General features: G+C 35.9%; 13 protein-coding genes, 1 tRNA gene and 1 rRNA gene. 13 read left to right on the top strand and 2 right to left on the bottom strand.

Annotated elements, in window-relative coordinates; translation table 11 throughout:
- Positions 1–94, top strand: a 5S ribosomal RNA gene (gene rrf, locus LN736_RS18125); the annotation flags it as partial.
- A gap of 8 nt (positions 95–102) precedes the next feature.
- A tRNA-Lys gene (locus LN736_RS18120) sits at positions 103–178 on the top strand.
- A 73-nt stretch (positions 179–251) separates the two neighbouring features.
- Here LN736_RS18120 and LN736_RS18115 read toward each other — a convergent pair.
- Positions 252–731: a YbaK/EbsC family protein gene (locus LN736_RS18115; RefSeq protein WP_229982161.1), complete on the bottom strand. Its 480-nt coding sequence runs from the start codon at positions 729–731 to the stop codon at positions 252–254.
- 120 nt (positions 732–851) lie between these two features.
- On the opposite strand from LN736_RS18115, the gene LN736_RS18110 reads away from it, so the two are divergent.
- Entirely contained in the window at positions 852–1,406 is a 555-nt protein-coding gene (locus LN736_RS18110; protein WP_229982160.1) for a helix-turn-helix domain-containing protein, read from the top strand.
- Positions 1,407–1,429: 23 nt separating this feature from the next.
- On the opposite strand, the gene LN736_RS18105 is transcribed toward LN736_RS18110, so the two are convergent.
- The gene (locus LN736_RS18105) at positions 1,430–1,924 is read right to left on the bottom strand and encodes an HD domain-containing protein (RefSeq protein WP_268253962.1); all 495 of its coding nucleotides are present in this window, start codon (positions 1,922–1,924) and stop codon (positions 1,430–1,432) included.
- 137 nt (positions 1,925–2,061) lie between these two features.
- Here LN736_RS18105 and LN736_RS18100 point away from each other — a divergent pair, with 137 nt between their 5' ends.
- From LN736_RS18100 to LN736_RS18055, 10 genes are all read left to right on the top strand, one after another.
- Positions 2,062–2,754, top strand: coding sequence for a response regulator transcription factor (locus tag LN736_RS18100; RefSeq protein ID WP_229982159.1), 693 nt, complete (start codon positions 2,062–2,064; stop codon positions 2,752–2,754).
- On the top strand, positions 2,727–4,010 hold the full coding sequence (locus tag LN736_RS18095) for a sensor histidine kinase (RefSeq protein ID WP_229982158.1): 1,284 nt from the start codon (positions 2,727–2,729) through the stop codon (positions 4,008–4,010). The genes LN736_RS18100 and LN736_RS18095 overlap by 28 nt, the downstream gene beginning before the upstream one ends.
- Positions 4,011–4,078: 68 nt before the next feature.
- Positions 4,079–4,753: an ABC transporter ATP-binding protein gene (locus LN736_RS18090; RefSeq protein ID WP_229982157.1), complete on the top strand. Its 675-nt coding sequence runs from the start codon at positions 4,079–4,081 to the stop codon at positions 4,751–4,753.
- Between the two features lies 1 nt (position 4,754).
- Positions 4,755–7,139 carry an ABC transporter permease gene (locus LN736_RS18085; RefSeq protein ID WP_229982156.1) on the top strand — a complete coding sequence of 795 codons (2,385 nt, stop codon included), beginning with the start codon at positions 4,755–4,757 and terminating at the stop codon, positions 7,137–7,139.
- A gap of 348 nt (positions 7,140–7,487) precedes the next feature.
- Positions 7,488–8,120, top strand: a complete 633-nt coding sequence (locus LN736_RS18080; RefSeq protein ID WP_229982155.1) for a lactate utilization protein — start codon at positions 7,488–7,490, stop codon at positions 8,118–8,120.
- A gap of 178 nt (positions 8,121–8,298) precedes the next feature.
- The gene (locus tag LN736_RS18075; RefSeq protein WP_229982154.1) at positions 8,299–8,739 is read left to right on the top strand and encodes an OsmC family protein; all 441 of its coding nucleotides are present in this window, start codon (positions 8,299–8,301) and stop codon (positions 8,737–8,739) included.
- Positions 8,740–8,797: 58 nt separating this feature from the next.
- Entirely contained in the window at positions 8,798–10,477 is a 1,680-nt protein-coding gene (gene lpdA, locus LN736_RS18070) for a dihydrolipoyl dehydrogenase (RefSeq protein WP_229982153.1), read from the top strand.
- The gene (locus LN736_RS18065; protein ID WP_229982152.1) at positions 10,474–11,418 is read left to right on the top strand and encodes a lipoate--protein ligase; all 945 of its coding nucleotides are present in this window, start codon (positions 10,474–10,476) and stop codon (positions 11,416–11,418) included. The genes lpdA and LN736_RS18065 overlap by 4 nt, the downstream gene beginning before the upstream one ends.
- Positions 11,419–11,681: 263 nt before the next feature.
- Positions 11,682–12,119: a MarR family winged helix-turn-helix transcriptional regulator gene (locus LN736_RS18060; protein ID WP_229982163.1), complete on the top strand. Its 438-nt coding sequence runs from the start codon at positions 11,682–11,684 to the stop codon at positions 12,117–12,119.
- A 398-nt stretch (positions 12,120–12,517) separates the two neighbouring features.
- Complete coding sequence (locus LN736_RS18055; protein ID WP_326839103.1) at positions 12,518–12,928, top strand: DUF1648 domain-containing protein; 411 nt, start codon at positions 12,518–12,520, stop codon at positions 12,926–12,928.
- Positions 12,929–13,062: the final 134 nt, after the last annotated feature.

Raw genomic sequence — 13,062 nt, 5'->3', positions numbered from 1 at the left:
AACACCCCTTACCATTTCGAACAGGAAGGTTAAGCTTCACAGTGCCCATGGTACTGCAGGGGAGGCCCTGTGGGAGAGCAGGTCGTCGCCAGGTGAATATATGGTTCACTAGCTCAGTTGGTAGAGCACATGACTTTTAATCATGTTGTCCGGGGTTCGATTCCCCGGTGAGCCACCAGAGGAAGTATGTTAATATACTTCCTTTTTTACTTGTAAAAAATCTTATAAGCAAACCCCATCTGAATTTTAGATTACTTAATGGAAATAATTTTGCCCTGCGTTATATCTTTTAGAATTTGAGGAGTCAACTTGAAGACTGCATGGGGTGTACCGGCGGCAGCCCATATCTCTTCATATTTCGTTAGATCTTCATCTATTAGGGTGGTTATGTTATCTTTATGTCCAATGGGTGGGATGCCGCCTATAGCAAAGCCCGTTTCTTTTAAAACAAAGTCAGCATCCGGCCTTTGTATTTTTTCTCCAACATATTTTTTAATTACTTTTTCATTTACTCTATTTGCGCCACTTGCTATTATTAATATAGGCTTATTTGATACTTTTCCTTTGAAAATTAAAGATTTAGCTATTTGCCCTACACTGCAGCCTATTGTGTTGGCTGCTTCCTGTGAAGTTCGAGTAGAGCCGGATAGTTCTAATACATTTAATTCATATCCGAATTTATTAAGTACACTTTGTATTTTTTCAGCACTTTTGCTGAGTTTAGATGACATGAAAATTGCCCCCTTCATTTGGTTTAATTAATGTAAATATTATGGTATTATAAATACATACATGTATGTTATATTATACATATATATATTATAACATATAATACCCAGGAGGGAATTGATTTGAAAGATTTTAATTTTATAATAGGGAAAAATTTAAACAGCATAAGGAAAAGAAAAAATTTAAGTCTGGATAAAGTAGCGTTATTGACTGGTGTCAGTAAGGCCATGCTGGCACAGATGGAAAGAGGAAATTCTAATCCTACTGTGACAACTTTGTGGAAGATAGCTACAGGTCTCAATGTTTCATTTTCTTATTTTATGGAAGAAGAATCTCATGAAGTCACTTGTGTAATTCACGATAATATTAAACCCATAATTGAAAGTGATGGAAAAATGAGAGTGTACCCCCTCTTCCCCTATGACAACAAAAGAAGATTTGAAATATTCAATATTGAATTGGAACCAGGATGCAGCCATCAATCTCCTTCACACAATGATGGAATAGAGGAGTACATTATTGTCAATAAAGGTGAAATGGAAATGGTAATAGGGGATGATACATATAAATTAAAATATGGTGATGCCATGAAGTATATGGCCAATAAAGCCCATTGCTATAAAAATACATCAAATACTTTAGCAAGTTTTCAAAATATAATTTATTATTTAAAATGATTGGCTGCATCCTCAGTATATATTTATTTTTTAAGGTAAATTGTATGCAGAAATTGCCTGCCGGCGGAGGTCTTGAAATATTTATCATCCATAAATTCTATGTCAGGTTTTTTAATATTGTCTTCATAGGCATTTACCAGAAAATCACTTTCGATTAATATCTGTAAATCTATTTTGTCAATTTTATTGTAACTGTGGTGACTGCCTATTAAAAAGCATATTCTGTCAACTACATTTTTATCTATGTCAATGTCTTTAAGCAATTTTCTGGCTATGGGAGGCCCTTCAATTTCCTGATAGTTTCCCGCTGAACTGTTGTATTTTTTCTCGCTTTCTTTAATTCCTATATCATGCAGTATGGCAGCTATTTCCAGTATAAGCAGGTCATTTTTATTTAACCCTTCCAGCTCACCTATGGTTTTACTGAAGCCGTAGACTTTTAGAGCATGATTTATTCTTTTAGCATCATTTCCAAAATAAGTTATCATTTTTTTCATGATATGGCTTGTTATGTTCATGATAATTTCCTCCTTGTGGTTTATATTCTATTGATTTTATTATAATATTTTTATAGTGACAATGGTATCAAATTTAAATAACCCTATGATAAGATATTAATGTATTCTTGTTAAGTAAAAATATGGAGGACGCCGATATGAAAAATATACTGCTTGTAGAAGACGACAGATCCTTGAACAGAGGAATCAGTTTTAAATTGGACAGAGAAGGCTATGGAGTATTTTCGGCCAGAAGCATAGAAGAAGCAAAAAAAATACTGTATGGCGAAAGTGTTGATCTTATGATCCTTGATGTAGGACTTCCAGATGGAAATGGGTTTGATTTTTGCAGTGAAATCAGAAAGAATAGTAATCTGCTCATTATATTTTTAACTGCCTGTGATGAGGAAGTGGATATTGTAACAGGACTTGATCTGGGTGCAGATGATTATATCGCCAAACCTTTCAGCCTCATGGTGCTGATGTCGAAAATAAATGCCTTACTTAGAAGAAACTGTGATAAAGGAGGAAACAGTAAAATCATATCCGGGGATATAGTCTTCTATGTTAATGATATGAAGGTATTGAAAAAAGGAAAAGAATTGTTCCTGAGCAGGAATGAGGTAAAACTTTTGAAATATTTAATGGGTAATTCGGGACAAATAATAAGTAAAGATCAGCTTTTGGATAAACTTTATTCTATAGACGGTACCTTTATAGATGAAAATACTATAGCTGTAAATATAAGAAGGCTCAGAGAAAAAGTAGAAGATGATCCTTCAAATCCTCAATATATAAAAAATGTCAGGGGAATAGGATATATATGGGCAGAGAGCTGTGCAAAAATATGATTGAATATTTAAAAGAAAATCCATTATTTAAAAGAGCGTTTATAACAGTTGTTTCAGGTACCATGCTTATTTCCATGGCTGTCTGCTTTTTGCATTATCATATGATAAACAAGATCTATGTAAATCAGATGAATTCCACAGTACAATTGGTGGGAGCTCTTGCAAGATCGCATCCAGAAGATGAAGTGGAAATTGTAAAAACCATTCTGCTAAAAAAATATAATTCTGAGGATTTAAATTATGGTGAGAGCATCATAAAAAAATATGGATATGATGATGAAGTCAAAGCCTGGAACGATGCTGCATTTAATAAAAATGTATATGATATGGCAATTGACGATCTGGTTGTGTTTATACTGACTCTGGCTGGAGGCATATGTATTTTTAGATACTGCAGTCTGAGGATTATAGAAGAACTTGAGGAAATTTTAAATGTAGTTGATAAAATAATAGACGGCAAATTTTCCATAAAGGCTGATAATGATAAAGAGGGGATTTTATCTAAAATATATTCAGGGCTTTATCAAATGACCAGAATACTTGAGCTGAATATAAATAAGCTGGACAGGGAAAAGGAAAATATAAAGTCCCTTGTTACAGATATATCACATCAGATTAAAACACCTTTGTCCTCCATAAAACTCTTCAACTCCCTTCTAATAGAAGATGAAAATATGAATACAGATGAAAGAAAAGAATTTTTACATACTATAAAAGAAGAGGTGTTAAAGTTAGAATGGCTTACAGGATCTCTTATAAAGCTGTCAAGACTTGAAGCAGGCATGATCACATTTAAAAAAGAGAAAAAATCCATAAAGGATACAATATATAAATCCATAAAGGGAGTATATTCAAAAGCACTTCATAGAAATATAGAGATAGATGCTGAAGATATTCATGAGTATTTTGTTTTTCATGATCCCAGGTGGACCAAGGAGGCCATAATCAATGTGCTTGAAAATGCTATAAAATACACGGATTCAGGTGGAAAGATCAATATCAGTATGGTTGAAACGAATTTTTTTATAAGGATTGATATAGAGGATAATGGAATAGGTATACCAAAGAAAGATTTCAACAAGATTTTCAAAAGATTTTATAGGGGAAATTCCAGGATAGTTCAGGAATGTGAAGGATCCGGAGTTGGGCTGTATCTTACCAGGAGGATACTGGAGCAGCAGGGTGGAAATATCATGGTGGATTCAGAGGTGGGGAAAGGAAGCAGGTTTAGCCTTTTCTTACAGAAGTGTAAGTGAGTTTGAAAGTGATATGTAATATTGCCATGTTATGATCTGTGTATCAAATGTAAAAGAGAGGTAATAACATGAAGGTATTGGAAACAAAATCCTTAAAGAAATACTACGGTAGAGGTGAAAATTTGGTCAAAGCTGTGGATGATATAAGTTTTACTGTACAGGAGGGAGAATTTGTTGTAATAGTAGGTACCTCGGGATCGGGAAAAAGTACACTGCTTCATATGATGGGTGGACTAGACAGGCCCACTTCAGGAAATGTGTATATTGGGGGAAAAGATATATTTTCAATGAAGGAAGATGATCTGGCCATATTCAGAAGAAGGAATATAGGTTTTGTATTTCAGGCCTTCAATCTTGTGCCGGTCTTAAATGTATGGGAAAATGTGACGCTGCCCATAGGTCTTGACAATAAGAAGGTGGATGAAAATTATATAAGAGAACTTATGGAAACTCTGAACATATATGATAAAAGAAATTCACTTCCCAATACACTTTCAGGCGGACAGCAGCAGAGGACTGCCATCTGCAGGGCCCTTGCCAGCAAACCTTCCATAATGCTTGCGGATGAGCCTACGGGAAATCTTGATTCCAAAACTGCCCAGGAAGTTATGTCGCTGCTTAAAATGTCGGTGGAAAAATACAATCAGACACTTGTAATGATAACTCATGATGAAAAAATAGCCCAGATGGGTGACAGGATAGTTGGAATAGAGGATGGAAAAATAAGGGCAGGTGAGATGTAAAATGAACTGTATATCAAATCTGGCCAGAAAAAATTTGAAATTCTCAAAGACTAAAAATATTCTTGTCATAATAACCATAGCACTGGCTACATGTCTCATAACTGCCTCCGGTATAGTGCTCTACAGCATTCAAAATATGGTGATAGCTTCCACTGAAGAACAATCCGGAAATTATCATGGAATCTACAAAAATGTGAATGACAGGCAGATTCAAATATTGAAGAACAACATAAAAATTGAAAGTGCAGGAGAATACATTCCCTTTGAGAGTGTAAAGAGAAAAAATTCCAATTATCCGGACATATCCTTAATTTATGCAGATTATAAAGCAGCGGATATGACAAATATTAAACTGGAGAAGGGTAGACTTCCGCAAAAAAGCAATGAGATAGCCCTGGAAAAATGGGTGCTTGACAAATTAAATGTAAAAAGTGCTGTAGGGGAAACCATACATATCGAATATGGAAATACCTCTTCAGCTGCAGGTTTTGTGCTAAGCGGTATATTGAAGGACAGTACAATGCACAAGCAGCAAGACGTAAGTACAGGGCTGGTGTCAAAAAAACTTGTGTATGAAAATTTACCGGAGATGGAAAAGGACTGCTTTGTAAGGGTAAAAAGCCATAGAGACGTGGAAAAGAGTATCACTGACATAGGTCATAGTATTGGAGTAAAAGACAAGAATATAACCAAGAACTCCATGTATATAGACGCTTCCGGAGGAGATCCCATGATGCTGGCGGCATTTGCCGTGATAGCAGTAATTGTTGTGCTGACGACAGTGGTAGTCATATACAATATATTTTATATATCCGTTATTGAAAGGGTAAAACAGTTCGGACTGCTTGCAGCAGTGGGAGCCACTAGAAAGCAGATCAGGAAGATAATATTCAGGGAAGGACTTCTGCTGTCTGCAGTAGGAATTCCACTGGGCATTATACTTGCCCACATTGCTGCCTTTATGATTGGGTATCTTTTTTCACAATTTAATATAAGAATGAAATCCTCTCCATACATTGTGATTGTATGTGCATTGATAAGTCTGGCTGCAGTGGCAATCTCCCTTATAAAACCAGGCAGGCTCTCTTCAAAGATATCTTCTGTAGAATCCATGAAATACAGCGGTGTAAAGATAAGTTCCCGTAAAAGGGAGAGAGTTTCCTTGAAAAAGATATCTATAGCTAAAATTGCACGGCTGAATCTGTGGAGAAATAAGAAGCGTACAATTATGACTATGCTTTCTCTAACTATGAGCGGAGTTTTATTTATCATAATATGCAGTGTTTTAAAAAGTATGAATGTAGACAATATGGTCAAGCATGATTTTAAATATGAATTTGATCTTTCGGTTACAAATACCTATGGAAGTCCATTGAATAAAAAATTGATTGATGATATAAAAAGCATGGATGGAGTGAAAAATGTCTATATCAAGAAAAGCACATTGAATGTTTTTGTAGACAATGCACGCAGTATTCTATACGGATATGATGATTATATGCTGAACAAGTTGAATAAATATCTTATAGGCGGGAATATATCCAGTGAAAATCTGAAAAACAGAGATGAAGTTCTCATAACAGGTAAAAAAGATAAAAATGGCAGTGTCATCTGCAAATATAAGGTTGGGGACAAAATCCCAGTTTCAATCAGGAAAGAGGACAGCAGCGGAAATTTGAGAGAAGTCATGAATAAAAAGTTCACCGTAGCAGGTATATTAAGTGACAATATTGCAGGCTCCGGCTGGGTTGTGGGAGGATATGAATTTATAACTCATAAAGATGTATTTACGAAAGAAGAATTTAAAGGCAGCCTGGCGGATGACAGAGACAACAAATTGACTGACATTTATATAGATATAGACAGCAGTAAGTTTGAGACCATAAAAAGCAGGCTCAAAGCCATAGTAAATAGGGACAGCAGGATAATGTATGAGTCAAATACAGACTGGAAGAAGGAACTGGATGATCAGTTTATGGCAATAGAGGTAACAGCAATGAGCTTCACGGCAATAATAGCTCTCATAGGAATTTTGAATCTCATAAATACAATGATTACAAGCATACTCACAAGAAAAAGAGAGTATGGAATGCTCCAGGCAGTGGGGCTGTCAAACAAACAGCTTAGAAAAATGCTTCAGATAGAAGGCATGTACTATGCCGGTATAAGTTCTTTACTGTCGGTGGTCTTTGGAACCGGTCTTGGATACTTCTGCTTTAAACTGTTTAAAAAAGCAGGGGCGGATTATGCAGAGTATGAATTCCCTCTGATACCTATACTTGCAGTTATTGTAGTGTTTATTTTGCTGGAAATACTGATAACCTACCTTATTGAGGGCAGATTAAAAAAGGAATCCATAATTGACAGAATCAGGTACAGTGAATGATGCTATCAAGTCATACTTAGGTTCAGATGGAGTTTGCTTATAAAAAATGCCTTTTTATATCTGAATCCTATTTAACAGTATTCTTAGTGCTTTAGCACTAAGAATACGTTATCCTTTAGGGCAAGAACTTATCCAGACGCGTAGCAGTGCTTATGGCCAACTATAAGAAATTGGGAGCATTAGCAATGGTAGTGTAATTCTATTGTAAAATATATAAATTTATGTGACAATTTTCTCCTCTAATTTAATTATAACATATATAAAATAGTAAATATAGACTGTTAATTTTTGTATCCTATGATTAGAATAGAATTATTGGTTATATCAGTCAAGTTAGGAGGAACAGGTATGGATGCCATAAAAGCTAAAGAATACTATAATGTCTTGTTAGCAAAGAAGCTAATCGGAGAATTTGGAAAACGAAATATTGAAGGATTTTATTGTAAAACAAAAGACGAAGCATTGAAAAAGATTCTTAAGATGATACCCAAAGACAACTTGGTTTCCTGCGGAGGCTCTTTGACCTTGCATGAAATCGGCTTGAAGCTTGCTTTAAAAAATGGAGGGTACAATTTCTTAGATCCTGCTGAGCCCAAGGGAGGTAAAGAAAAAGAAAGCGCGGCACATCAGGCACTTTTAGCAGATTACTTTTTAATGAGTTCTAATGCGATAACTGCTACGGGTGAACTGGTGAATATTGATGGAATTGGCAACAGGGTATCGGCACTTATTTTTGGACCAAAAAATGTAATAATAGTGGCGGGATTAAATAAAGTGGTTCCAAATTTAGATGCAGCCATACTTCGAGTAAAAAACTATGCTGCAAAAGTGATTGTGTCAGGTTATAGACAGAACTACTCTTCGTTCGAAGAACTTTCTAAAGCCGCCGAAGATGGATGCAGTCAACTTGTCATTACCAGTAAATCAATGTTTAAAGGTCGCATTAAAGTGATACTTGTTGGAGAAAACTTAGGGATTTAAAATATCAAAAAGATAATCTTTTGAATCGTATGACTATTATGAACTCATATTCAGACTCTAATTAAAAACAAAAAATACATACTTAGCTTACTATTGATATAAAAGAATACCTATGTTATAATTTTATTAGTCAAATAGACTTGTAATAATGATTTGAGGAGAAAGGAAGGTGTTGTATATGTTAACTACGTTTAAGGCCTCTGCCCAGAAATGTCCGGGTGGGTTGAAAGTGGAAACTAATGCGAGAGGATTCAAGATCATTTTAGATGAGCCTGAGGATTTAGGGGGCAGCAATAAAGGAATGAATCCAGTTGAGGCTATTCTGTGTGCTTTGGGAGCTTGCCAAACAATAGTCGCAAGTGCCTTTGCCGAAGCACAGAACTTTTCGTTTGAGGAATTCCATGTTGAATTGGAAGGAGATTTGGATCCTGATGGCTTTATGGGTCTTGCCGATGTTAGAAATGGATTTCAGGAAATTCGTTTTGTAATGCATTTCAAGACCAATGAAAGTCAGGAGAAAGCAGAAGCTTTCGCAGATTTTATCGAAAAAAGATGCCCAGTAGGAGATTGTATTGCAAACGGAGTAAAACTTGTAAGAGGTGGAGTAGTCAGAGAATAAGCACATCATTTGGAGGGGCGGCTGTGCGGCCCCTCAAGTTTTCAAAGGAGGATTAGCTGTGGAAGTTAAAATGTCTTTCATTCCTGGAGGAAAAAAAGGCAAAGCTGGAAAGATAAATGTAAAAGTCGGGGACGAGGTGCAGGCGGACAATATTCTCATTCAGGTTGAAACCGGAAAAGGTAATCGTCCAATCAAGGCTCCAAAAGCTGGAGTCATTACGAAAATCCTGTGTATGGAAGGCGCAGAGGTTTCTTCCGGGCAGGTGCTTTTTGAATTGAACAGCCGTAGGGATGAAGCAGTAATACAGCAGAAGGAGAATTTGAAAAAGAATGAAACAGTTGAACTTAAAACGGAGCTTTTAATTATAGGTGCTGGTCCAGGGGGCTATGTGGCTGCGATTTATGCAGCAAAAAGGGGTATGAAGGTAATCCTAGTCGAGAAAGAAGAGCTTGGAGGCACCTGTTTAAATGTAGGCTGCATTCCTACCAAAGCACTTGTAAAATCTTCAGAAGTCTGCAGAAATGTATGCAAATCATCCGTATTTGGCATCATTACGGGTGGCGAACCCCGTGTAGATATGGCACGGATCATTCGTCGTAAGGACGAAGTTAGGGAAAAACTTGTTTCTGGTATCTCTTGTCTACTAAATGATAATGGTGTGCAGGTCATTTTCGGGAAAGCAGCATTTCTTGGCAATAACAGTGTTTTCGTAGAAGGTAAAGAAAAATACATTATTTCTGCCAGGGATATCATTATTGCCACAGGGTCGAAAATTTCCAAAACAAAGATTCCAGGGATTGACCTTCCCATGGTCATGAACAGTACGGAAGCTCTTTCTTGTATAGATTTGCCTAAGAAAGTGACAATCATAGGCGGGGGCATTATTGGTATGGAATTTGCTTTTATGTATAACAATCTTGGTGTCAAGGTCAATGTTGTTGAATTTTTAGATAGATTGCTTCCCATGCTGGATCGTGATGTTTCCGAAAGTATCCGTAATTATGCAAGTGAAGCGGGAATTTCCGTTCATACCGGTTCAAAAGTCCTGAGGATTCAACAGTCTGAGGACAAACAGGCAATTGTGACTTACGAAGATAAAAAAGAAGAACATATAGTTGTCAGTGACAAGGTTCTTGTGGCAATTGGCCGTGAGCCAAACCTTGATGGTATGAATATTGAAAAGACAGGGCTTATTCTCAATGAACGAGGCAGAGGAATTTCTGTAGATGCACAAATGCGTACGAATGTGGAACACATATATGCCATCGGTGATGTAACCAACATCATCCAGCTTGCCCATGTAGCTTCTTACCAAGGCATGGTGGCGGTAGATAATATTTTGGGAGGATCCACACAGGCAAATTATTCTGCTGTCCCAAATGTAGTATTTACGAGTCCGGAAATATCCAGTGTGGGTTTGACGGAGGAAGAATGTCGAAAAAAAGGATTGGATTTCAGCATCAGTACGGTTTCATATTCTTGTAATGGCAAGGCCGTGACCATGGACGAACCGGATGGTTTTGTGAAACTTGTACGGGATAACGCAACTCAACGTATTGTGGGCGGTTCCATAATTGGTGCTGATGCTTCATCTTTGATCAGCACACTTACACTTGCAGTGTCAAATGGTTTCACCGATAAGGAAATTGCTGAAACGGTTTTTGCCCACCCCACAACTGCTGAAGTTATTCATGAGGCTGTGCTTGGATTCGGAATAGGAGCAATACATCAGTCATGAGTCGAATTTATGTGTCTTTGGAAACGGATCCTTATTATAATGTGGCGGCAGAATACCAGCTTTTTTCAGAAGCTGGCCCGAAAACTTGTTTATTCTTGTGGAGGAACCGGCCGGCGGTTGTTTTGGGACGCAACCAGAATGTTTTTGCAGAGTGTGACACAGAGTTTTTGAAAGAGCATGAAATTGTCCCGGTCAGGCGTCTTTCTGGCGGAGGAGCAGTTTTTCATGATTTGGGAAATGTAAATTTTACGTTTATTTCAGAGGAAAAGTATGCAGATGTGGGAAGGTATTTGAAAATAATTAGTAATGCTATATTGTCCATGGGTGTAGAATGTACTTTTAGTGGTAGGAATGACCTGCTTATCAGTGGAAAAAAGTTTTCCGGGCATGCCCAATATGCTGACTATGGTAATTTTCTATACCATGGGACTCTCATGGTTAATGTAAATCTTGATATGCTTACTGGTGCACTGAAGCCTTCTTTTCTCAAACTGAATTCTAAGGGTATAAATTCTGTAAGAAGTAGAGTGGTGAATCTATCTGATCTCTGTGAGGGCGTTACTCCAGAAAGTACAATAGATGCCGTAATCCAGGCATTTATGCTGGAATATGGCATGGAAATGTCTATAAGACAGATCAGTAGTAATAATATGAAACCATCCATTCTTGAAAAAATAAAAAGGGACGACTGGATTTATGGAGAGGCCCCGGATTTTAACATAAGCTTTGAAGAGAAACTGTCTTTTGGTAACGTTACCATATTTGCAAATGTTTCTGATGGCAGGATTTCTCGGCTCAAAGTTTATACGGACAGTCTTGTGCCTATTGACTTTACGGCGTTTGAAAAGGGATTAACTAAATCTTTTTTTGACAAGAAAATACTAACTCACAGGTTGGAAAAGTTCGTTGATAATGTGAAGCAAAAGAGAAAGTGCAGATAACCTATAAAAATAATATTTCTGTGTCCTTCTGAGTTTAATATACGTCAAAGACGAGATCAAAGCCAGTTTTATATATTTTTAGCGGCCAGCTGTATTTTTTAGGGTTTTTAATTCCTGCAGATTTTAGTATACTAGATAGAGGGGTATAAGATATTTTTGTCTTGTATTTCTCTAAAAGTATATCTTTGAGATGGAGGGAGTTTACTTTAATTATATTTTCTTTCATTTCGCTTTTGTAGGAGGTAATTCTTTAGGTGAATGAAATGTTTAATTTGGATGACTGCATGGCTTTTATAACCAGTCGGAGTGCAAAGATTTTTTCGGAAACCATGGAGCAAAGATTAAGTCCGTATAGTATTACGAGGCCCCAATGGGTTGCCATATATTATATCTATACGAGCAATTCCATAACGCAGCGGGTACTGGCTGATAAAATGTCTGTTAAGGAGCCTACAGTGGTAAGGCTGATTCAAAAGATGGAACAAGAAGGACTATTAACTCGTTTTGGTATTGCTGGAGACAAACGGGTCAAACAGTTGCACTTGACAAAAAAAGGTACAAATTTGTATCATGAACTTCTTCCTGTAGCTGAGAAATTTATGAATGATACAATAGAAGGCATCAGTAAGGAAAACCTGCAAATTTTAAAAGACACACTGAGTATGATGGTCTACAATGCATTGAAGAAGCGATCACAATAATCCTATGATTTGTTTTCAATAACTCTCTTGATATTGTAGACCAGCCCTGTGTGCTGTCTGTACACTACCGTACTTGAAGTTGATATAGATAAAAATTTTATAAAATTGTGTTATAATACAAATAAAGAATAGCAGCCACCACTTGCAGACAGGGCTACTATTTTTTTATTGCCTTAATTGGTATCATTTTATATATTAATATATTATTGACTAAAGCTACTAATATATTGTCTTATATAGATGAGTTATTATGATATTATGTCTATAAGTAAAAGTAAATTTTATGACATAGCAATAAATGGAAAAACAGGAGGATAAAGAGTGGAAAAAAGACCTAAAATTAAAATCCATTATTCGATTTATGAAATAATAATAGAACTTATTAGCATTATAGCGGTATTTATCAATATTTATTATTAAAATACTATAAACTACTACCAAATGTTATACCTAAACATTTTAATGCTGCAGGTATACCTAATGGATATGGTAATAAAAGTTCTATATTTATACTTGCTGGTATAAGTTTTATAATGCATATTTTTCTAACTATTTTAAATAAATTTCCACATGTATATAATTATCTAAAACCAATAACTGAAGAAAATGCAGAGTATCAGTACAGGTGTGCTAGACAATTGATTATTATGATTAAAGCAGAATTCATGATAATATTTACATATATCGAATGGAATAATATTAAAGTCGCTTTAGAAAAAAGTAGTAGTTTAGGTACATGGTTCCTTCCAATTGTTTTAATAGTTATTTTTGGTACACTTTTAATATATATTAGAAAATGTTTAAAATAGTTTTGACACAATATTTATATATTATTTACTAACTTAACTATATAGAAAGTAAGAAATATACAAGCAGCATTCCAATAAATTCTGAAATAAAATTCACTAAATAGTGGAATTATAAAAATATAATAATTCTGACT

Origin of the sequence: Clostridium aromativorans (assembly GCF_020908015.1) — a bacterium.
Classification (GTDB): Bacteria; Bacillota; Clostridia; order Clostridiales; family Clostridiaceae; genus Clostridium_B; species Clostridium_B aromativorans.
This window is presented reverse-complemented; position numbering and strand designations above follow the sequence as displayed.

Bases quoted from the DNA above. Each gene is read 5' to 3' on its own strand.
- LN736_RS18105 (WP_268253962.1), bottom strand. From the start codon at position 1,924: ATGAACATAACAAGCCATATCATGAAAAAAATGATAACTTATTTTGGA.
- LN736_RS18115 (WP_229982161.1), bottom strand. From the start codon at position 731: ATGTCATCTAAACTCAGCAAAAGTGCTGAAAAAATACAAAGTGTACTT.
- LN736_RS18095 (WP_229982158.1), top strand. From the start codon at position 2,727: ATGGGCAGAGAGCTGTGCAAAAATATGATTGAATATTTAAAAGAAAAT.
- LN736_RS18090 (WP_229982157.1), top strand. From the start codon at position 4,079: ATGAAGGTATTGGAAACAAAATCCTTAAAGAAATACTACGGTAGAGGT.
- LN736_RS18085 (WP_229982156.1), top strand. From the start codon at position 4,755: ATGAACTGTATATCAAATCTGGCCAGAAAAAATTTGAAATTCTCAAAG.
- LN736_RS18100 (WP_229982159.1), top strand. From the start codon at position 2,062: ATGAAAAATATACTGCTTGTAGAAGACGACAGATCCTTGAACAGAGGA.
- LN736_RS18080 (WP_229982155.1), top strand. From the start codon at position 7,488: ATGGATGCCATAAAAGCTAAAGAATACTATAATGTCTTGTTAGCAAAG.
- LN736_RS18060 (WP_229982163.1), top strand. From the start codon at position 11,682: ATGTTTAATTTGGATGACTGCATGGCTTTTATAACCAGTCGGAGTGCA.
- LN736_RS18065 (WP_229982152.1), top strand. From the start codon at position 10,474: ATGAGTCGAATTTATGTGTCTTTGGAAACGGATCCTTATTATAATGTG.
- LN736_RS18075 (WP_229982154.1), top strand. From the start codon at position 8,299: ATGTTAACTACGTTTAAGGCCTCTGCCCAGAAATGTCCGGGTGGGTTG.